Here is a 21,962-nt window from a genome sequence, read left to right as displayed (position 1 = left end):
CATGGGATTAAACACTTGGTTAACGCTGGGTAGAGCTTCGAATTTGCCGAGTATTTGGACTAACGTTTTTGCCGCTGCTTTGGTGGCTCAAGCGGGGTTGCGTCAGGGAGAGCATCCCTCACATTTAACCTCATTGGCAGATGCAACACTGACTTGGTTAAATGCCTTAGTTGCATTGTCTTTAATGTATTTGGGCGGCATGTTCTTGAATGATGCCTTTGATGCTAAATGGGATAAGCAACATCAGCAGCCTCGTCCTATCGCACAAGGTCAAGTGTCGGCGTTTTGGGTTTGGGTTCATGGGCTTTCGATGTTAATGCTTGGCACTTATCTAATTGGCGCGTTTTATGCGGCTCAATTTCATCAAGCATCAAGTTCGTTAACATCGGATGCTTTAGTGCCTTCTCTTTTGCCTCTTGTGGGATGGGGTGGGGCAGGTTTGCTAGCGACTTGCATCGTGCTATACAACGCGCTGCATAAGCGTATTCAGCATGGCGCTGTGTTAATGGGGCTATGCCGACTAGGCGTATACCTGCTGGCTGCTTTGTTAATTGCACAGCTCACCAGTGCTTTGATTGCCGCCAGTATCGCTTTGTGTTTGTACATTTGCGGGGTGACATACGCTGCCAAGTATGAGCATCAGAATCGACTCCAACACACGCAAGCCACTGCACTATTGTTCTTACCAATATGTATTCTGAGCATTCACGGTTATTCCTACTCTTATTTTTGGCTGTATGCCGCAGGATTTGGTGCTTATCTCCTTATTAACATGAAGCGCCATTTAAAGTCTGAACACCCCATTGTGGGCGCGTTTATTGGCAGTTTATTAGCCGCCATTCCTTTATTCGATGGGTTGGTGCTCGCCAGTATGAATTTGATATTTCCTAGCCTGATTTGCCTTTTGGTCTTCAGTGTAATGCCAAAGCTGCAAAGGTGGATTCGAGCAACTTAAGCTTTAGCGGCGCCTTAATAAGCAAAATGATCAGATGCAAAGCAGAACAGAGACAAAAGTAAAAAGGAAGACAACAACCTATGCTGGCTTTTGAAAACAGTTTACCTACTCAAGTGAAAGAACTTTGCGACATGCTGCGCGATATTTGCAGTGAGTCTCAATGGGAATGGTTAAAGCAAGCGCTTGCGAGCATTGACGATGCGGCTCTTTCAAACACAGAAGTGATGAAAAAGGTTAGTAGCGCCTTACTCATCGCGAGTGCTTCAGCTAAGCGCGAACTAGGTGGTTTACCTGTTGTTATTTATGGGCAAAGTCCGACTTGGTTCAGCCATGATATTGCGCGGGTATTATTGTTACAGCAGTTTAAACGTTGTCTGTGTCAGTTGCTTCAAACACAACCTGAACATTCATCTTATTCTGCCTTGCAAGCGCAATGGTCTCAGCATCTATTACAGGTTTATCGTCGATTTGGCGAAGACGAAAAAGCGCTTTTAGTACGTAGTTTGTTTTTATTAGGTGAATCCGAGCTGCTTCCCATTGCTTTGGATGCTAGCCGAACTAACGATGAAAGTTTATTTGCTACGTTAGCGCTTAATAATCCTTTTCCCAGCCAGCACTTTCCAGAGCGAAATTTCCATCAATTGGTGCTCAAAGCATTGTTTATCGATTTAGACATTAAACACATTCAAGGGCTGAGTCGGCGTTTATCGCCCGAATTGAGTCAGCTTTGTCTGGATTTAGTGGAAGAAAGAAAGCTGGCATCTCGAGAGATACCTCTTTCTATTTGGCTTGCCATCCGGCCTGAAGATTTACCTCAAGATTCACGTCAAGGTCATCAGCAAGACCGCAGCGTGAAACCGAACACAGCAAGCGCCAATTCAACCTCATCGAACACAACAGGACAGCCTTTATTATGAACTATTTTGACCCGCATATTCATATGAATTCTCGTACAACCGACGATTACCAACGAATGTATGCCTCAGGCATCGTTGGTGTTATCGAGCCGGCATTTTGGCAAGGTCAGCCGCGTACGTCCGTTGGCAGTTTTGTTGATTACTTCAACATGCTGGTGGGGTGGGAGCGTTTCCGTGCGAGCCAGTTTGGTGTGCATCATTACTGCACAATGGGCTTAAATCCCAAAGAAGCCAATGACCTTAGTATTGCCTATGAAGTCATGGAGATCTTACCTGAATACTTAGCAAAAGACGGTGTGGTCGCGGTGGGTGAAATTGGCTATGACGATATCACGCCGGAAGAAGATAAATTTATGGCGGAACAGCTACAGCTAGCCATGCAATTTAACTTACCTGTCCTTATTCATACTCCCCACCGAGATAAAATCGGTGGCACAAAACGCACTATTGATCTTATTCGTGAAGTCGGCATCGCAGAAGAAATGGTGATTATCGATCACCTTAACGAACAAACTTTACCGTTAGTGATGGAAACTGATTGCTGGCGAGGACATTCCATTTATCCCGACACCAAGATGTCGGAAGAGCGCATGGTGCAATTGCTACGTGATTACGGCACAGAAAAAATGGTGGTAAATAGCGCTGCCGATTGGGGGGTGAGTGACCCGTTAAAAGTGCCAAAAACGGGGGCCGTTATGAAACAAGCTGGCTACAGCGATGCCGATATTGAGCAAGTGCTCTTTTTCAACCCCATTGATTTCTTTGCGCAAAGCGGGCGTATTAGCCGAGAAGCGGTGCAAACCCCGATTAAAGTTGATCAAACCAAACTGTGGGAATCGAACTCTGCCTTGCGCGGACAACAACCTATTGTTGAGTTATAGAGAATCGGCAGGAATTCACTATGTGGGATCAAAGGCAACTCGCTTATTGCAGTAATCTGCACGCCGGGGAAACGCTTGATGAGGTGCAACAAAATATTGCACGTTATTTCGCCAAGGTGAGGCAAGAACAAGGACTTAGCACTCAATTCAGCGGCTTATGGCTTAGTGCTAAGGCTGCCAATTCTCTGACTTCTGCGGAGTCGGTGGCGCAGTTTAACGCCTGTTTGGCTAAGCATGGTGTGGTGCTGACTTCGCTTAATGGGTTTCCCTACGGTAATTTCCATGAGAGCGTTGTTAAAGAAAAGGTGTATCAACCCCATTGGGCAACACCCGAACGGCTCACCTACACTCATCAACTGGCCGAGATTCTAGCGGGTTGCATGGCATCAACAACGACGCCACTGGAAAACTCAACCTTTGGTGCCATTTCTACGTTGCCCTTAGGTTACAAGGCAGATTTTACTCCAGAAAAACGCCGCTTGGCCCTGCACAATTTAGTCGCACTTAACCATTATCTTGCTGAGTTACATCGCCGTACTCAAAAGCGCGTTATTGTTTGTTTGGAAATGGAACCCGACTGCGAGCTTGAAAGTACCGACGAGCTTATACGCTTTTTTGAAGAGCTCACCGAGCTTAATGGCTCGTATCCAGACTATCTTGGCGCGTGTTTTGATGTGTGTCATCAGGCGGTGATGTATGAAGACATTTATGATGCTTTACGCCGTATTCATGAAGCGGGGATCACTCTTGGGAAGATTCAAGTATCTAACGCGATTCATGTGGACTTGTCTAAGCGAACGAGCGCCCTTAAACCGGCACTCGAAAGTTTCGCGGAACCCAAGTTTTTGCATCAAGTTACTGCGCGTAAACAGGATGAGTCTACGCTAAAAAATACATTAATTTCGGCGCCGGATTTAGTGACTTTCTTGGCGCAGAATGATCTTGAATCGGACCAAATAAAAGATTTTAGAGTGCATTTTCATGTGCCGCTCAACGCTGAGCAGTTTATTCATCCCGCAATTCAACCGCTGCACGAATCGTTACAAGCCACGTTCCAATTTTTGTCTGACTATCGTTCACATGTTACGCCGTTATTGGAAGTTGAAACTTATTCATGGGAAGTATTGCCTAGCGCATTACAGCCTAAATCCGATGACCAGCTCATTAAAGGTGTAGCTGAAGAAATCACTTGGTTGGCACAACAGCTTAAACAAAGAGGTTTGTCATGAACCAAATAGCGTCACAACTTGACCCAGTAGCCCCTTTACCTGCTCCTTCTATACGAAGCGCCGTGACCACGACAAAGTCATTAGCGGTAGTTAATGTGGTGGGGCTAACGCCTGAGTTATTAGGTCAGCACACGCCAAATATTAATGCGTTGGCTAATAAAGGGGAAATGCTGCCTATGGAGGGCGTTTTTCCCGCAGTCACCACAACGGCTCAAGCTACCATGGTGACAGGTAAAATGCCCAATGAGCACGGGATAGTTGGTAATGGTTGGTACTTCAAAGATTTAGCAGAAGTGAAATTTTGGCTACAACCCAATTCCATTGTTCAAGGCAATAAGGTTTGGGATGACTTAAAAGCCCGTAACCCAGAATTTAGCTGCTCAAAATTATTCTGGTGGTACAACATGTACGCCAATGTTGATAACGCCATCACGCCTCGTCCGCATTATCCGGCAGATGGACGCAAGATCATGGGGTTGTATTCTGAGCCCGCCATGCTTCATGAAAACATCGAATCTGACATTGGCACTTTTCCCTTTTTTAATTTCTGGGGACCGAACGCCGATATTCGTTCTAGTCGCTGGATCGTTGACTGCGCTATTGCTGAATTTCAATTGAATCGTCCGAATTTACAGCTCGTCTATTTGCCACATCTTGATTACAACTTACAACGGCTTGGGCCATCGCATCCTGATGTTACCGAAGACATTAAACAAATTGATACCGAAGTGGGCCGCCTTTTAGATTTCTATCAAGCTCACGATGTGGATGTGGTGTTGGTATCGGAATACGGCATCGAGCCTGTAAAGCAGTCGGTGTCTTTAAATCGTATTTTACGTCAAGCAGGTTACTTGCGTGTGCGTGAGTCGGTTTCGTGGGAATTATTGGATTGCGGCGCTAGTCGTGCGTTTGCCGTGGCTGACCATCAAATCGCTCATGTTTATGTTCAGAATTCAAGTGATGTTGCCAAGGTCAAAGCCTTGCTACAAAAACAGCCGGGCGTAGAGCAAGTGCTTGATAAAAGTGAGCAAGCGGCTTGGCATATTAATCATGAGCGTAGTGGTGAGCTAGTGGTGATTGCCGAACCGGAATGTTGGTTTGATTACTACTACTGGCTAGATGATGTCAAAGCGCCAGATTTTGCCAGAAGTGTGGATATTCACCGTAAGCCGGGCTATGACCCAGTAGAGCTATTCGTCGACCCCGAACTGCGCTTTCCTATGCTCAAAATAGGCCAACGCTTAATTCAGAAAAAGCTGGGAATGCGCATGCTCATGGATGTGATCCCACTCGACACTTCTTTAGTCAAAGGTAGTCACGGACGCCTCGCCAGCTCCGCAGATAAAGGCCCGTTGATCATTACCAGCTCTAGCCAATTACTGGATGGACTTTCAACGTATTCATCGTTTGCTATGGCGCAAGTGAACACCCTTTTGCAAACCCACTTTACCAGTTGAGGTATTAGTAGCATGAGTTATTTAAACAATGTCCATATGGTGTTTTCTGGGCGCTTTCAATCCGATGTATCCACGGTGAACAATGAAGTTACTCACTTTGATAACGAGACCTTTGAACCGAGGTTTCAAGAATATGGAAATGAAAACGGTTGGTGGAATCCTTGCGGCTCGGGCGCGTTTAGGCTGATTGATTGCCGTGTGACCCAAGTAGGCTACGCCAATGGCGCAACCACAAGCGACAAGAAAGAGGACCCCGTTATTGGCATGCTAATTGGTGGCTCCAATGAGCAAACCAGCGCCAAAATGGTCGATCTTGACCCGCAAATGCAATTGGTGTCTGAAATTTGGGGCCTCACCATGCGTTTAACGGATGGTAAAACGCCTCATTTTTTTGAAGGCAAGTTCCTGCCTGCGCCTTTCCGAGACATTAGCTTTACCCGCATTGAAAACAGCGCAGGCGACATTGGCGCTAGTGCCATTTATCAGTCGGTGTTGGAGGATTTAACGTGGGTAGACACCGACTCATCGCCATTTTTACAGGAGCTTAAAGCGCTATCAGAGAAAGTGGGTAAGTTGTCCGTAAGAATGATGGTGTATGGCTATAACATGACACACTCCGACCCAGAATTTACATTGGGACAGGTTTCTGGCGTGATAGGCCCAGCCCTTGAAAATGAACCCGATACGTTTATTTCAGGTCGTCGTTTTGCGCCTGCTAACGGCAACGTAATCGCTCAAAGTATTAACTTTTTCAATGCAAAAGTTAATACTTACTATCCTTCTGTAAAAGCTATGAAAGGCGATGTCGGCGGGCAAGAAGATAACGCCTCCGAGCTTCCGTCCCACTCCTTAAATGTCGACTTTAGTAACGCGCTACCACTGATTAATTCTCAAGGTGTATTCGCCAACTTAGGCCAGTTGCAGTTGGTGGTTTTAACACAAGATTTTGGTGAAGAGACAATGGTTTTAAGCCCGAAGTTCTTTGTACCTGTTGGCGATCCTATTGCGTACTTGCAACACGATTGGTTGAAACAAACGGGTGGCCTTGTTTCTATTCCTATAAGTGAAGGGCTATTGCCCACATTGAATAGCGGGCCGCTTGCATTACTTCGAGTATCACCAACGCCAGAAGGCATAGCGCCTCTAATTCCCCAAGAGGGCGCTTCTGCTTCTTTGCCCAATAACACGATTTTAATTCGGGAAACACAAGAAGGGGTTTTGGTTCGCTCAGACAACGTTGTGCATCGTTTAAACCCCGCAACTCAATCTCAAGCGACCTTTTACGCCTCTCAGTACGGTATCCCCACTTCGCTTGATATTGAAATAACGCTGCAACCTCGATCTCAAGGTACATCGGGTGGACCAAGAGCGCCTTTCATCAATCATCCGGCTTCTGCGATTCAATTCACCAAATCTTTATCGATTCCAGCAACAGGAAACGCCGTATTTACGTTTGAGGTGACTGATCCGAAAAACCCACGAGGTTACATTGATGGGCAGCTTTTCTTCCTCAGTTATACGCCTGTTGGTTATGCCGATTATGCACAGTACCAGTACGATTTTATCGCCAGTTTAGTTTTCGATACGTTTGAAGTGCCGGACTCCCCAACGTGGGCTGATGTAAAAGACTTCATGACCCAATACGGAAACTTGTATCCGGTGATGAGTCGCATGCTGGTGGACCTTAGCGACTATGATTCTGTGGTCAAGTTCCGCGCTTTGTTAGAGCTGGCCTTCACCTTACCGCAGCGTGATCCCAATTTTATGCCGGTAACGCGGGATTTATCGGCGGGGAAGCGCCAAACCATTATCAAGTGGCTTACCGAGAAAGACGCCAACGGCAATTACGTGCTCGCTCGCGGGCCAAAAAACGTTCCTGCACCAGAAAAGGCAGCAACCGAAACGTGCAATTCTTGTGAGATTGATGATGACCTTCCTACCGTTGATAGCGTCACAGCGCAAACAAAAACAACGGCTCAACAATCCCATTCCCTAAAAGGCCAAAACTTAACATCCGATTCCTCGACTCCTGTTGGCTCTAAAACAGTCGCTCATGCTCGATTCATCAATAGCAAGAAGGCTCAAAAAGGAAAATAGTTATGCTAAAACTACGTAAATCTATCATCGAAGGCATTCGTAATGTCGCCCAAATAGAAGAGCTGCATGGTTTTATTCAAAATGCGATTGAACTTGAGCATGCCACTATTCCTGTTTATTTAACGGGGCTATTTTCCATCAAGCACGGTACTAACATCGATGCTCGTAATATCGTACTTAGCGTTGTGGTTGAAGAAATGCTGCACATGAGTATTGCCAGCAACTTGCTAAATGCCGTAGGGGGAAAGCCTGCGATAAATCAGCCGAACTTTGTGCCAACGTTTCCTGGGCCGCTACCGATGGATGTAGGCGAGGATAGAAATCTGGTAGCCACATTAGCGCCGCTCACGAAGAAACAAATACACGATGTCTTCATGGCAATCGAAGAACCTGAGCATCCTTTAGCTATTCCTGTGAAACTATTTTCGAGCCCAGAGCAAGCGGCATTACTGGATAACGACTCTTCCACTAACTCAGAGATGCTATCCAATTCAACGCAGGAATTTTCCACTATTGGTCAGTTCTATCATGAGATTTTCTTGAAGCTTGAAGCGTTGAATAAAGAACAGAATATCTTTACTGGCGACCCTAAAAAACAGCTTGTGAACACGCAATGGTTTCCGCAAGACGAGTTATTTGCCATTACCAATATCGAACAAGCTAAGCGTGCTATCGACATCATTGTTGATCAAGGAGAAGGCACATCAATATCGCCGGTTGATGCACAAAATAAACCGGCACATTACTACCGTTTTGGCGAAATATTATATGGAAAACGCCTCGTCGTAGATAAATCCGCTAAAGAGGGGTGGGCTTACGCAGGTGAACCGGTTGAACTGGATGCGAGCAACATTCTTAACCTGAAACAAAACGCCAAAGCGACGGACTACCCGGAAGGCTCTGTGGCTCGCCGTTATGCGGATCAAACCAACTTTACTTATTCCTCGCTGCTTAATGCTTTGCACGAAACGTTTAATGGCAATCCCGCTAATATCGACGCGGCGATGGGGTTGATGTACGAGCTACGTTTGCAAGTGCAAAAAATGGTGACAATTAATCTTGGTCCCAACGAGCAAGGTATTGATGAGGTGGCTGCTCCACCATTCCAGTTCGTCACTGTGAATGTGTAACGCCTAGTCAGGGAAAGCACGCATGAATAACATCATTATTTTTCAGGAAATTATTGCTAAATCGCCGATTGAGCTTAAGGGATTTTACGCCAACGTATTCGATTGGCAATTCACTCCTGTCAGTGAATCTCCCGAGCTGATTGCCATAAAAAACAGCGTTATCCAGCCTTTTGGACTACCCGATGAACTCGGGCCCGCAGGTTTGTTAACGCAGCAATCTAATGAGCCCATTTTAAATTGGCGAATTGTTGATGCATCTACACCAGATGGCCCTTTTTTTGAAATCACCACCATCTTAACCGACTTCAATGCTATGCCTCAGCCTGGCATTGCCAAAGTCGCTGAGCGCCCCGGATTTAGCAAATTCAATGGTTTTTATATTCAAGTAAAGGATGTGGCCGACACCCTCGAGATGATCGAACAACACCGAGGGGAAATATTAATGCCGCCGGTGAACACAGCTCTTGGCAGTAAAAACGTAGACACTGCCATGTTTTGTGACCCACAGGATAACCGAATTGGGCTGATCAGTTTTTGTGCTTAATTCACATTTATTACGCGCAGTTAGCAATATCAAAAAGTCAATTTAAGGATCAATATAAGGACGCCTAAATGAAACACTTTCAACCCTTAACATTTGTTGTAAGCCTAATGCTGTCATGCTTGAGTTCGCAGACCGCTCTTGCCGCAACACCCTCCGGCGGGAACAACGCCAGTTATAGTGGCGCAAGCTCCGCTGCCTGTGAAGCCAAGGCGTCGTGGTTTAACTCACCTTCGTTTCCAAAAGAAGTTGCAGAAGAAAAAAACTGCGACTTCCATCAGTTTATGTGGCAGTCGTTTTTGTATTTAGTGCAGCCCGCCAATGAACAAACTCAGGCCGCGACGAAAAGCAAGAAACAGGTTAGCGCGCCACTTAATTTTGAAACATGGATGCCAAGTCACGGCATATTCGTGAAGGAAGGTGAAATGCCTGAGCCGTGGGGAAACACACCGGCTATTCCAAGATGTGAAAACGGAACGCTTTCTAATAAAACCGCCAACCACGATCCCAGTTACCAGTTTGCCAGCCTGACTTTACAAGCAGGATCACACCAACCGCTTATCGACCGGGAAATGAACCCAGTGTTTTACACGGTATCGGTGAATCAGCCTGCCTACGGCTTTTTAACTCAGTGCGATTTATACAAAGCCCAATGTGGTATGAGCCTCGCGCCCGGTATCGTGAATAACACTTCGTTAGACATTCTAAACATCCCTAAAAAATACCCTACATTGGCTTTCCCGGTTGATTCGGTAGAACTGAAAATGTCATGGAAAGTGCTCACATCTGCACAAGCTTCAAGCGGACTATTTTATACCACACAAGGCACAACGCTTTCTCAAGATGGCACCTGTGCAGAAGCTGTAACGCTGGGGTTGGTCGGCATGCACATTGTCAGCAAAACACCTAATCACCCTGAGTTTATTTGGGCTACTTTCGAGCATAAAAACAATGCCCCTTATTGCACCGATTTGAACGCTCAAGCTCCCCTTGGCGGCGACTGGAGCTTTTACAATCAAAGCTGTAAATCAGGGGAATGCGCTAATCTAAATGAATATGACCCGAATAAGCCAGCACAGGTTTGCCGTGCTCATCCTTGGGGCGATCCAACGTTAGGTGAATTTGTGAATGGGCTTGATTGCAGCTCAACGCCTCCGCCCCACTACATCTGCGAAAAACAGGTGCAACAAAACGTTATTGACCCAAATACGGCGAATTTGAAGTCGATCAACGCTTCGATGACGGCGCTATTACAAGCGCTTCCAACAAGTAATCCCAATCGTTTATGGGCAAACTATGAATTGGTTGGCAACCTTTGGACCTTGGGTGGTTTATTGCCGCCAGAATTGCAATACCAACGCGGGTCGCTTTCTGCTGCGAATACCACCATGGAAACCTTTGTTCAAAACGGTGTATCCGGCGTAACCTCTGCCGCTAGTTGCTTTGGTTGCCACAACCAAGAAGGCCATACCTTGGCGAAACCGGGTGAGCCTTCCCTTGAAAGATTGCGCCTTCCACCTGCTGGGTTGTCACATATTTTCAACTTAATCAACAACCAAAGCCAAGGCTGTGATCAAGGTACATCGTTGCCTAACGCCTGCGCTGTGTTTCAAAAATAAATCACCTTTGGAGAATACATTATGAGTTACTTAACCTATCCCAGATTGCATTTTTCAGGTGGTTTTCGTGCCGACCCAAGCACCGTCAATAACACGCCTAATAATTTCAGCGGAAAAAACGACGAAACCAAAGATTTAGAACTATTCTGGAACCCTAACGGCACGGGCGTTTTTGCTCTTGAAGAGTGTGTTGTGACCAAAGTGGTGTACGGCCCCGGCGATGAAACCAGCAACCCAAAAGACGATCCCGTCATCGGCCAGCCCGTTGCCACGGTGTATTCGTACGCCGCGCCAAAAATGGTCGATCTGGATCCGTGCCAAATGAACGTAACGGAAATTTGGGGTATGCGTGTGCAAGTTGCTGGCCCTTCGCCCAGCGCTGAACCGTTATTGGATTTTGTTGCCGGAGACTACATTGAAGGATCATTTAATGCGATTTGGGCCCAAGCGTTAAAAGGGCCTCGCAGTTCAGCCAGCGGCAGTGGCGTGTATCAGTCCACGTTAACGAACTTGCAATGGAACATCAGCAGCGCGCCAAAGTCTCGTTTTTTGGCACAGTTACAGCAACAATCACCTTCTGAACTTTCAATAAATATTGTTCTGAATGCCCATAATAATGCGCCTCAGCTTTACGCCTTTAACAACAGTACCTTCGAGTTAATGCAGGCTGAACCTTTCAATGTTCCTCGCCAAGTCGTCGATAAATTGCAGCCTTTAAGCCAGTACATTACCAATGTTGGCAAAACTCGGGGGAACGTGCCTACGGCTTCCTATGTTCAACACGAATTGAATCGTTTATTGGGCGAGGCAGACAGTAAAACCTACAGCCAGAGCATTATGAATGCCACCAAATTAGACTACGATCCCGGTAATATCACCACAAAATTTCCTTTTGGGTTAGCCACTGGCACCATTGGCCCTTCTACTGACAAAGCGCCTGTTTACTACACCCCGAGCAGAAGCATGGCGCCTTCACAGGGCAGCCCATGCTATTTTACGCCGTTTTGTTTTGATAAAAATGCAAAGCGCGTTGTGTTAAATCTTGGTAATTCATTACCCACTAACACTCCTGGGTTTGATATTGCAACCGATGTATTAGGGGCGCTAACCTTGGTTTATTTTGATCAAAATAAACAAGCTGGTTGCTCGTTAGGCAATGCGGTACACGTCCTTCATATTCCATCAGAAGGAACAAGCCTAAGCGATATTGTCAGCCTTAGTGCGGGGTTATTTGATGCCACCGTTGATGAAAGTCTTTTACCGCAAGGTATGAGTTTAGAGACATTCGTTGAAAATATTGCCACCATGCCACTTGGCATCATTGGCACAATAAAAACCGCGACAGCCCCCCACACAACAATACTGCTTCAGGAAAACAACGAAGGTTTAAACCTCCGAGCCGACCAATTTGTGTTTCGTATGAATCCAAAAACAGAATCTGGAGCTACGCCGGTTCAACCCGATACAGCTACGGTAAAGATTTATGCTACCCAATTTGGTGAGCCACTAAAAAACGAAACACTCATTATCGACAAAATGGATGAGATCACCGCCATGCGTTACACCATGAACACCTTGGGTACGGCTGGCACTCGAGGTATTCAAAATATTTCAACACCTCAAAAAGCGTTAACCTTGGCTAATCACGATACAGGTATTGCTAGCTACAGCGATGCCATTAAAGTGGTGACGAATGAAAACGGCGTTGCTGAGTTTGAATTGCAAGCGACTGATCCGGGTACCCCCAGAGGTTCGCAAGATCTTCAAAGCCAGATTTACTTTATTCAATATAATTTTGCTCAACCTGAGCGTTTTCTTAACTTCAAACAAGATGTTAACGACCTTGTCAGCGTATTGGTTTTCTCGGGCTACAGCATTCCTGACAACCCTTCTTGGGAAAACTGCATCAAACACATCTTGCCTCAGTACGGCAAGCTCTACCCCATCATGGGCCGCTTTGCCCTTGGCGATTACGACACCGTGGTGAAATATGCCGACGCTATACGCACGGTATTGGCTAAGCCGGTTGATGATCCGCTGCATATGCCCGTGGTGCGCGACTTATCTTATGAGCGTACCCGCGCCATTTTGCAATGGTTTGAGGCTGGAGCACCAAAGGGTGAGGCGTCGGATACTTAAATACAGAGACTGTTTAAAACAACCTCGACTTAATGCCATTGCGCCGTTGAAAGGGATGTTCGGCGTAATTGGCAAATCGGGAAATGACCGAAAGTTAACAAAAGGCCACCGAACCTAAAATAACGGCTTAAACACAAAAACCACAAGAGAACAAACAAGATGAAAAAACATAAAACTGGCTATTTTTTAGCTGGGCGACTTCCTGTTGCCTTCATTTTTTCAATTGGGATATTTTCATGTTCCCATGCGGACGCTCCTGCGAAAGACGAACCCGACAATGTGTTCTTCACAATGGGAGTTCACAACGATTTTGGGTGCGACCAAGAGAATTGTTTACCTGAGCGTAAAGCCGGCGAGCCATCCGATCCTAAATATCCCGCTCAATGGATCAGTGATTGGACCATGTTTCGTGTCACCAATAACTATCAGGACAATCCGCCACCTTATACCAATCCACCTTCTACTTTAGATGAAAATGATTACACCGTTTCTTACGGCACAAGCTATTACGACAGCACCTATATTCCTGAAGATGGCGATGGTAAAGGAGCGATGATGGAGCACTATGATGGTTATTGTTTACCCATCTTTCCCAGAGAAAATAACAATTACACGTGCTCATTTGTGTCTTTAGGGAATAAAGCTTACTTCCTAACTTACAAAGATGATCGCCCTGAAGGTATGGAGGAGTGCTGTTTATTCTCGCCACAAAATCACCCGCCTGAACAAGATTTTATTAAACACTTACCCTACAGCGATTTGCGAAGTGCGCAGCTCGATGACTCCGTGCAGGCTTATGGCATTGAATTACCTAGCCCGAATGGTCCTATTTTGTTTGGTTACGCGTTTAACCGCCAAGCTTCGCCAGATACCCACACCGGCAAAATGTATCGTCATCCTCAGTCGTTTTATTTTTCAGGTGATACCACTAAAGCCAACGCTCCTATTGTGAGCCAAAACTACACCAATTTCCGTGCTGAAAAGCCCGACCCAAAAACCACATGGGACCAAGTCGGCGCGATGTGTACAAAGCAACCTTTGCCTAACTGTGAATTGTTTGATCCAGCATCGGAAGAGGCCACCCTGAAAAAAGAGGGAAAAGAAATTAAAAACAAACTTCATGAGAAACGCGGTGCTGGAGTTTGGAGCAACTTAACTACTGAAAAAAAATGATAATCTCATTAGGAAATCGATCATGACAAAACAAAAAACACATTTACTCAATATTGCTTCCATTACGGCTTTCTCGGTATCGGCTTTATTCGTCGGGAATGTCGCTGCCGAGACCGCTTCGAAACAAATTGAATCGGCACAAGAAGCGCATTTAACCCAGACTCAGCAAACTTCAGTACAAGAAAGTGCAAAGGCGGGGGCTTCAGGGCTTTTACTGGAAGCGGCATTAGAGGCGCATAACAGCACAGCTCACCGAGATACCGATAATCAGGCAATAGGTCGGCAAAACGGCGCGGCGGCGTCGGCTTCAAGAAATCAACCAGAATGTCTCCAATGCCATGCAACAGGAGACAAAAAATGAGTTATTTAAGCTTACCGAGACTCCATTTCGCAGGTGCGTTTTTCGCAAATCCGTCCAATTTGAATAACACCGTGGTTAACTTCTCCAAAGCGCAAGAAAATGAATCACTTTTTTATGAAACGGGTACGTACAACAACCCTAAAGGTGTGGGACAGTTCTTTTTTCAAGATTGCGAAATTACCCAATGTTTCAATGATGATGGTCAAGAGAATGTAAGTGACCCATTTTTAAGCGCAAAGGTGATCACACCAAGCCCACTCACGCCCATTTTTTATCAAGGCAAGGACGATAGTGGCAAGCCAGTGACTAAAAGCCGCATCATGGCTAAAATTGCCGATCTCGACCCAGACATGCAGTTCCGCGGTGAGCTTTATGGCGTTTATATTTCAATTACTAACAAAGAAGGGTATGGGATTGAGGGCTATATGAATGTCCCGCAATTACGAGATTTATTCTTTGGTCGCGGTGCGGGCGGTGATCAAGGTATGCAAATTGCGTGCGGTACATGGCATCAGCGTTTTTACGTGATTAAATGGCATTTGGCTGCTGATGATACAACGTCTACTTTAGCGCTGCTGAAAAAAGACTCAACAGCCAACCAAACCCAAGCCAATAAAGACGCGGGTTATCAGGGTGAGCTAGACATTAAGCTTTCTACCGATATGTTTCAGTGCGATCCACAGCAACAAACCGTGGTAGGCAACCGCTACTGTTTTGGTCGCATGATGGCAACGCTTGGTCCTATCCAACCAAACATGCCAATGCAAATTGTGCCGGGGCGTCGTCTGTACTCAGGTATTAGCTTTGATTGCTCGAATCTGCAAGCCGCCAAAGCAAACAATATCGTGACTCGAGAGCAAGCGGAGCAAACAGCAAAAGATGTTGTTCCTGCTGCGTTAGCTACATTAAACAGTTCCGCGGGGGTAACAAATAGCGATGCATTGTGGAATAACACCGATGCTCGCGTGGTAAAAGATAAAAATGGCAAGTCGTTCTTATTGATAGACATGGGCACGACAACTCCTCTAAAAGACCCATCGAATGGAGCGTTTGACTTAGGTCAGAATATGCGAATTGGTTATCTTGATGAACAAGATAACTTCACTGCTTTTGCCAGCCAAGGTTATCAAAATAATGGCTCACTGATGAGCGTTAGCGCACAGCTAACCGATTACATTGATTTGCCTGAAGCCGCACAAGTTAGAAGTTCAGTCTTTCTGAAAAATGCAGGTGTGGTGCAAATTGCTTTGACAGATGATGAAGCAACAGCCATTCAAACCAAGCGATTGAATATTCAACTTTCCAATGGGTCGGTTTTGCGAGAAAACCCTGATGGTTATTACATCAACTTTGATTTAGCCAGCCGTAGGATGTCGCCAAATCAGAGCACGGAAGACACGTTAACAGGCTTTCGGTTTGGTGAGCCGCTGACTGAAATAGCAACACAAAGCGACTCCGATACAAATGAAGATACGATTTTATTAGAGCAAAATGTAACGTCATTAAGTTACGGGGCAGTATTGGGGGCTTATGCCTCAACATCGAAAACCGAGTTTTCTCGTTTATCGAGTTTCATTAACTCAACGGCAATTGACAATAAGCCCGGTCAGTTTGCAATGACCTTGAAGACAGGTGATAGCGCTCCATTTGACACTAAGCCTCAGGACAACGAAAAGAACAACTGGTTACGTCAACCATTGGACTCGTTGATTTGTTATGTCAACGTCACATCAAAACATAACCTGATTGGTGAAAATCCCGCTGTGCCAAATGCACCGTTTTGCCCGGCGGTTTCTGTTTTGTTCTGGCAAAATCAGCATGTAACAGCAGACACGCCAACGTGGGATAACAACATTTCGCCTATTCTGAGCATTTACAGCCAGTTATATCCCGGCATGACGAGTCGCATGGATATTGGTGACGAAGCCACGGTGAAAGCCAATGCAACCGCTTTTAAAGTGCGCTTTAACGAACCTACAGACGACCCGGCGTTTATGCCTGTTGTGCGAGATATGTCGCCAGAAACCATTGATATGATGACACGGTGGCTGGACATGCAAATTGATGCATCTTCAAATTCACAGGGAGCGGTGTAATATGACGACTTTACAGTTAGTTACTCAAAATGCGTTGGGGAAAGTCGTTAAGGGCTTTTGTAGCATCACGCTGATTGCTGGACTTTCGGCCTGTGCTTATATTGGCAAAAGCACGCCACCGAACAATGCTGATTCGACGGCAAGTGTACCTTATACCTTATCGCTTGAACCTTTGAATAAAGGTAATTTCCCCGGTTTGCATTCCATGATTTATGTGGATGCGGGCGATTATATTGTTTTAATGGCGGGCAGGCTGAACGGGCTGCATGGCTTCCCAAGTCAGGACCAAGCTTATTCGAATCCCTCTTTTCCCAAGGATAAGAAAAACCAAACCGCGTTTCTGATTGAAAAAGCCACGGGGAGCGTTATTGCTGAAGCCAGTGTGGCGAATCTACCTTCACTGATACAGCAGCAACTTACGGCCACTAATACTCAATTTACCGTGCAGGGCAACATCTTGTACATTGTCGGTGGATACGGTTATGCGCAGGATACGGACAGCATGCGCACACTGAATCAAGTGACAGCCATCAATGTGGATGACTTAGTTGACGCCATCAAACATAATAAACTGGATACAGACTTCTCGAAAGCGTCGGTTTCTGTAGGCACACATCCGTCCCTCGCGATTACAGGGGGAGAGTTGGAGCAAGCAGCGAGTTTAGGCAATTCTGGCAGAGGCTTTTTGCTCATTTTTGGGCATCAATTTGATGGTGTTTTTAGCATTGGCGGCGGAAGCTTTTACCAGCAATACAGTGAATCTGTGCGTAAGTTTGCTTTCAATTTTGGTGCAAGTGCCGCGCAGCAAGGCAAAGATTACGGAAAAATTGATGTTGAGTTGATTTGGCAGAACCCTGCGATTAGCCGAACGCGACCAGCGCAAGAAACGGAAGAATATCATCGCCGTGATTTAACCATTCGCCCAACGTTGACTCCGCAAGGAGAGCCTCAAATTACCGCTTTTGGTGGTGTATTTAAACCCGGACAAATGGCGGGGTATTTGAATCCTATTAATATCGTGGCAGATGATCCGAGCAATCAATCGGGTTTACCCCAAACGGTATCGCTAAACGTGGATAAAAGCACCGAGCAGTTAATGGGGCAATATGAGGCTGGTTCTATCTCGCTTTACAGCGAAAAAAATAGCACTTTTTATCACACTATCTTTGGCGGCATTAGCCAATTTTATTGGAAAGATGGCGCGTTGCATCACGATAAACCCGATTTTACACGCCAATCCGGTAGAGATGGGCTGCCTTTCATTAACACGGTATCTACACTCAAGTTTACCGAGGCTGGCAGCGGTCAATATTTGCATAAAGATCAAGTGTTTCCACCCGCTGATGCCGGCTTAACCTGCAATGGTAAGGCCGCAAACTACCTAGGTGCAGAAACCGTTTTTGTACATGCAAATGAATTCGCTTCAGCGGACAATAGTTTGGTGTTTAATAATGAGGCTATTTTGTTAGATGAAATAACTAAACCAACGGTGGTGGGATATCTTATTGGCGGCATTGCCTCAACTGCGGCGTATCCAAGTGGGAAAACTTGCGCTTCACCAACCTATTATAAAGTGACGTTAACCCCAAATCAGACGACAAATTCGGTAAAACTAAGCCTGCCCTCGATTGAGCATTAGTTAGCTCGTTTCAGCAAAGGTGCTCGTTATTTTTACGGGCTTTATGCGAGTCAGATTGAGCTTGCTTTACTAAAGATTTGACTCGCTGTGCATTCATGGCGTGGTGACAAAGAGGTTAAGTTTGGAAGTTGTCATACTCTCTTTGTCGCCATTTTTTATCTTAAATAATGTGGTTAACCACTTTTCCGAAGGTAATCTTCAATTGCCACGCTACATCCTTTGCAGCGTTAGCGTATTTCCTGATCAAGCTAGGTGGAAGTGAGGTTAAGTGGCTGAGGAATTGTTCAATTTCAGCGTTGAAAAGATCTTTGGGTGTTTCAGATCATGAAAGCGAATGAAGCGTCTTATCCACACTAAATAGGATTTCTCGGTTTGTAGGCTGTAGTGCTTGACTCTTAATTCTGCCCGCACAGATTCAATAAACAACGGCATGTGATTCCCTTCAATATTCTGTATGTATATGCAGTTGTAATGGATGTGTGCGTGTTTAGCCGCTATTTTTCTCCCTTTCACACAACTTAATTCTCGGTTTCAACAGATAATAGATTTTTAACTTATTGATTTTTAATAAAGTAAAATTTGAAATGAATATTTACAGGGACCTTTATAAATCCCAATTCTCGCTTTCTCCAAAATTTTGCTTTAATAAAATGCTAGTAACTTGGTTTAAGCTATTGCTAGTATTGGCAAAATTTTAAAATTGTTGAGTTTTTGGTATGGATTTAAAAGCGGGCATACCGAGAATTCGCAGTAATATACTGTTAGAACTCAAAGAGGAATGGATGGAACCGGATTACTCTAAATACAATATATATGAACTACACGAAGCATTAGATGCTATTGACCGTTCAGCTTACCCTGACCGAGTTAAAAGAATATTGTCACAACTAGAACAACGTGAATCAACGCTCGAACCTGTTACTCAAGAAGAAGCTATCACTGCAGGAAAGAACGATATAGGAATTAAGGAGCAGATAATTTTAGCTGTAGTTGCACTGTTTTTTTCGTGGCTTGTTTTCGATGCGTTAAGCACAGGTGAAATTAGCGGCAAAAGAAATAATTACACCTATGAAACATCACCAAAGATGTTCTTATTTTTGCTTGCAGTGGATATTCTTATTGTAGGTATATGCTTATACCGTATTTCAAAAGCAAAAAGGGTGTCTCAACAATGAGTTCTAACAAAACGCTGTTGGCACTCCCTTCGGTCGTTGGGACGCATACACGGGGCCGCTTCGCGACTTTAGCCCCGTGCCTGCGCCCCAAAGCTTAGCGTTAGGCATTAAGGAGTTTTCACATGGATGGTAGATCACCTAATCTATTTTTTTATTCACTATGGCTTCCTGCCGTGTGGCTATCATTGACATTGCCTTTACTGGTATTAGCCCCAGACTTTGAACTAGGTATTTTAGGTATAGTGATTGCTACAAACTTGTCGCTCTTCATTTCATGCAGGCAATTTACTAAGTCTTTTAAACGCCAGTTCACCACAAAAGAAAAAGCCTACTTAGCCGCTTATAGTTTGCTGTGTATGGCTTTGATTAGAGCATTGAATATTTATGGGCTAAGTGACCAGCTAGAACCTATGGTAATGATTTATGTAAGCTTAATTGTTCTTGCCATTGATGTTTTAGTTATTGCCTCTAGTATTTTTTCTTTAAGTAATAAGTTTAATGACTTCTGGCAGAAAAGGATGGGCGTGGAAAATGCCTAACAAACACATTATGTTCATTCGCTCCGCTCATTGGGACGCATACTCGCTGGCTGGCGCTTCGCGCAAGTTTAGCCAGCAAGTATGCGCCCCATATGTGAAGCGTTATGTACCACTAAACATCGGAGTTATAGTCTCGAATGGAAAATGCAGTATTTGGATTCATGGGAGCCATCATAGGCGCACTATTAGGTTTTCTGGGATCAATATTAAGCACATTCGGCAAAAGCAAAGATACCCAATTAACTGTATTAACTCAGTCGGTATCCTCAGAGCGTGCAAAATGGCGTAGTGATATGCGTATTCTATCCTCTGATTTAGTATCACTCCTGTACCAACTAAAAAATACTAATGATGATAAGCTTCAGGTTGAGTTTCAAAAAACAAGAGTACAGATCAGACTCAGGTTAAACCCAAATGATGGTCATGAATACGACAACGCATTGCTAGAAAACCTTAATGATTTCAACTCTTTTGTTACTTCCAATGAAAAGTCCCAATTTGCATTCAGTGACAAAGTAGAGGCTTTTGAATCTACTATGCAGCTCTTAATCAAGCAAGAATGGGATAAATCAAAAAAGGAAGTAGAAACAGGAAATCTTGGAAGGTCAGGCAAAAGCACATAACAAGAAAATTCAGGTGACGCCTACGGCGCACCTGATTTGAGCGTTAGAACTCAAAGAGGAATGGATGGAACCGGATTACTCTAAATACAATATATATGAACTACACGAAGCATTAGATGCTATTGACCGTTCAGCTTACCCTGACCGAGTTAAAAGAATATTGTCACAACTAGAACAACGTGAATCAACGCTCGAACCTGTTACTCAAGAAGAAGCTATCACTGCAGGAAAGAACGATATAGGAATTAAGGAGCAGATAATTTTAGCTGTAGTTGCACTGTTTTTTTCGTGGCTTGTTTTCGATGCGTTAAGCACAGGTGAAATTAGCGGCAAAAGAAATAATTACACCTATGAAACATCACCAAAGATGTTCTTATTTTTGCTTGCAGTGGATATTCTTATTGTAGGTATATGCTTATACCGTATTTCAAAAGCAAAAAGGGTGTCTCAACAATGAGTTCTAACAAAACGCTGTTGGCACTCCCTTCGGTCGTTGGGACGCATACACGGGGCCGCTTCGCGACTTTAGCCCCGTGCCTGCGCCCCAAAGCTTAGCGTTATGTTTTCTTTAGAATACGGAGAGTTCAGTGCTTAAAAGTTTTTTTATTAGCCATTTTATAAAAAAGACCAAATTTAAGAGAGCTAGATTCCACCCATATGATCGATATGTAGTGTTTTCTTTGGACTCTGAGGCTAAATGGGAAAAAAGGTTTGATGATATCGATAAAAATGGATTTAAATGTAATCTATTGAAGGAATACAAGGATGAGGTTGTTACAAGACAAGATATTACATCTGATAATTTTGAAGTAATATTTTTTAGTTTAGGCTTTGAGGTACATTATAAGAGCTTATTTTTAGCTTATATTCAATCGGTTAGTGGCTATGCAAAACTAAAGCTTCACTTTTCTAAGAAAAGAATTGAAAAAATTAGTGGGGCGGTTCAAAGAGAGTCACTAATAACAGCTCTTTTGAATTTAAAGTGTCATGAAAAAAACACCGCTAATTTTGAACAGCTATTCAATTATTTATATGGGGTTAGTGGAAAGGACAGAGCACTTAATGAGCATAAAAATAACTTACGATGGAAATTAGATGGTCTCGTGGAAGAAAAGGTCATTGAATTACAGTCATCAGAAATAAAAATAAAACCGAAAGCACTAAATGAGCTATCGAAGTATCAATTAGATGAACGAAGACATAGAGATAGTCGACGATTAACTAAAGCTCAAATATTTCTTGGGGCTTGTATGTTTTTTGCTGCAACTATAAATATATATTTTTCACACTTTATAAAAGCGGCTGGCTGAAAACATAACAAGAGACTATGGCGTCAATAGCTAATTTGCTTCCCACATTACTCCATCTCTGAGCATCGAATTTAAGATTAC

General features: G+C 44.5%; 20 protein-coding genes. 19 read left to right on the top strand and 1 reads right to left on the bottom strand.

Annotated elements, in window-relative coordinates:
- Position 1 precedes the first annotated feature (1 nt).
- From HJG39_RS17715 to HJG39_RS17650, 14 genes are all read left to right on the top strand, one after another.
- Positions 2-955: a hypothetical protein gene (locus HJG39_RS17715; protein ID WP_268411489.1), complete on the top strand. Its 954-nt coding sequence runs from the start codon at positions 2-4 to the stop codon at positions 953-955.
- A gap of 80 nt (positions 956-1,035) precedes the next feature.
- Positions 1,036-1,872: an EboA domain-containing protein gene (locus tag HJG39_RS17710; RefSeq protein ID WP_268411486.1), complete on the top strand. Its 837-nt coding sequence runs from the start codon at positions 1,036-1,038 to the stop codon at positions 1,870-1,872.
- The gene (locus tag HJG39_RS17705) at positions 1,869-2,753 is read left to right on the top strand and encodes a TatD family hydrolase (protein ID WP_268411484.1); all 885 of its coding nucleotides are present in this window, start codon (positions 1,869-1,871) and stop codon (positions 2,751-2,753) included. The genes HJG39_RS17710 and HJG39_RS17705 overlap by 4 nt, the downstream gene beginning before the upstream one ends.
- 20 nt (positions 2,754-2,773) lie before the next feature.
- On the top strand, positions 2,774-3,982 hold the full coding sequence (eboE, locus tag HJG39_RS17700; RefSeq protein WP_268411481.1) for a metabolite traffic protein EboE: 1,209 nt from the start codon (positions 2,774-2,776) through the stop codon (positions 3,980-3,982).
- A complete protein-coding gene (locus HJG39_RS17695) occupies positions 3,979-5,439 on the top strand; it encodes an alkaline phosphatase family protein (protein ID WP_268411478.1) in 1,461 nt (486 codons plus the stop codon). The genes eboE and HJG39_RS17695 overlap by 4 nt, the downstream gene beginning before the upstream one ends.
- Before the next feature lie 12 nt (positions 5,440-5,451).
- A complete protein-coding gene (locus tag HJG39_RS17690; protein ID WP_268411475.1) occupies positions 5,452-7,536 on the top strand; it encodes a hypothetical protein in 2,085 nt (694 codons plus the stop codon).
- Between the two features lie 2 nt (positions 7,537-7,538).
- Positions 7,539-8,666, top strand: a complete 1,128-nt coding sequence (locus tag HJG39_RS17685) for a ferritin-like domain-containing protein (RefSeq protein WP_268411472.1) — start codon at positions 7,539-7,541, stop codon at positions 8,664-8,666.
- Between the two features lie 22 nt (positions 8,667-8,688).
- Positions 8,689-9,210 (top strand): VOC family protein, encoded by a 522-nt coding sequence (locus HJG39_RS17680; protein ID WP_268411470.1) that lies wholly within the window; start codon positions 8,689-8,691, stop codon positions 9,208-9,210.
- Positions 9,211-9,278: 68 nt separating this feature from the next.
- Entirely contained in the window at positions 9,279-10,826 is a 1,548-nt protein-coding gene (locus HJG39_RS17675; protein WP_268411467.1) for a hypothetical protein, read from the top strand.
- Between the two features lie 21 nt (positions 10,827-10,847).
- Positions 10,848-12,965: a hypothetical protein gene (locus HJG39_RS17670; RefSeq protein ID WP_268411464.1), complete on the top strand. Its 2,118-nt coding sequence runs from the start codon at positions 10,848-10,850 to the stop codon at positions 12,963-12,965.
- 159 nt (positions 12,966-13,124) lie between these two features.
- On the top strand, positions 13,125-14,138 hold the full coding sequence (locus tag HJG39_RS17665; RefSeq protein ID WP_268411462.1) for a hypothetical protein: 1,014 nt from the start codon (positions 13,125-13,127) through the stop codon (positions 14,136-14,138).
- Between the two features lie 22 nt (positions 14,139-14,160).
- Positions 14,161-14,499: a hypothetical protein gene (locus HJG39_RS17660; protein ID WP_268411459.1), complete on the top strand. Its 339-nt coding sequence runs from the start codon at positions 14,161-14,163 to the stop codon at positions 14,497-14,499.
- The gene (locus HJG39_RS17655; RefSeq protein ID WP_268411456.1) at positions 14,496-16,595 is read left to right on the top strand and encodes a hypothetical protein; all 2,100 of its coding nucleotides are present in this window, start codon (positions 14,496-14,498) and stop codon (positions 16,593-16,595) included. Before HJG39_RS17660 ends, HJG39_RS17655 begins: the two co-directional genes overlap by 4 nt.
- 1 nt (position 16,596) lies before the next feature.
- Positions 16,597-18,234 (top strand): hypothetical protein, encoded by a 1,638-nt coding sequence (locus HJG39_RS17650; RefSeq protein ID WP_268411454.1) that lies wholly within the window; start codon positions 16,597-16,599, stop codon positions 18,232-18,234.
- Between the two features lie 264 nt (positions 18,235-18,498).
- Here the strand turns inward: HJG39_RS17650 and HJG39_RS17645 are convergent, their stop codons facing one another.
- On the bottom strand, positions 18,499-18,666 hold the full coding sequence (locus HJG39_RS17645; protein WP_268411451.1) for a phage integrase N-terminal SAM-like domain-containing protein: 168 nt from the start codon (positions 18,664-18,666) through the stop codon (positions 18,499-18,501).
- Positions 18,667-18,950: 284 nt separating this feature from the next.
- Here HJG39_RS17645 and HJG39_RS17640 point away from each other — a divergent pair, with 284 nt between their 5' ends.
- From HJG39_RS17640 to HJG39_RS17620, 5 genes are all read left to right on the top strand, one after another.
- Positions 18,951-19,409, top strand: coding sequence for a hypothetical protein (locus HJG39_RS17640; protein WP_268411448.1), 459 nt, complete (start codon positions 18,951-18,953; stop codon positions 19,407-19,409).
- 122 nt (positions 19,410-19,531) lie between these two features.
- A complete protein-coding gene (locus HJG39_RS17635; RefSeq protein ID WP_268411445.1) occupies positions 19,532-19,948 on the top strand; it encodes a hypothetical protein in 417 nt (138 codons plus the stop codon).
- Between the two features lie 137 nt (positions 19,949-20,085).
- Positions 20,086-20,571, top strand: a complete 486-nt coding sequence (locus HJG39_RS17630; protein WP_268411442.1) for a hypothetical protein — start codon at positions 20,086-20,088, stop codon at positions 20,569-20,571.
- A gap of 64 nt (positions 20,572-20,635) precedes the next feature.
- Positions 20,636-21,028 (top strand): hypothetical protein, encoded by a 393-nt coding sequence (locus HJG39_RS17625; RefSeq protein WP_268411441.1) that lies wholly within the window; start codon positions 20,636-20,638, stop codon positions 21,026-21,028.
- A 130-nt stretch (positions 21,029-21,158) separates the two neighbouring features.
- Positions 21,159-21,881: a hypothetical protein gene (locus HJG39_RS17620; protein WP_268411438.1), complete on the top strand. Its 723-nt coding sequence runs from the start codon at positions 21,159-21,161 to the stop codon at positions 21,879-21,881.
- Positions 21,882-21,962 lie beyond the last annotated feature (81 nt).

The organism is Alteromonas sp. a30 (genome assembly GCF_026788005.1).
Classification (GTDB): domain Bacteria; phylum Pseudomonadota; class Gammaproteobacteria; order Enterobacterales; family Alteromonadaceae; genus Paraneptunicella.
The sequence above is the reverse complement of the archived record's forward strand: the minus strand, read 5'-3'. Positions and strand labels throughout refer to the sequence as shown.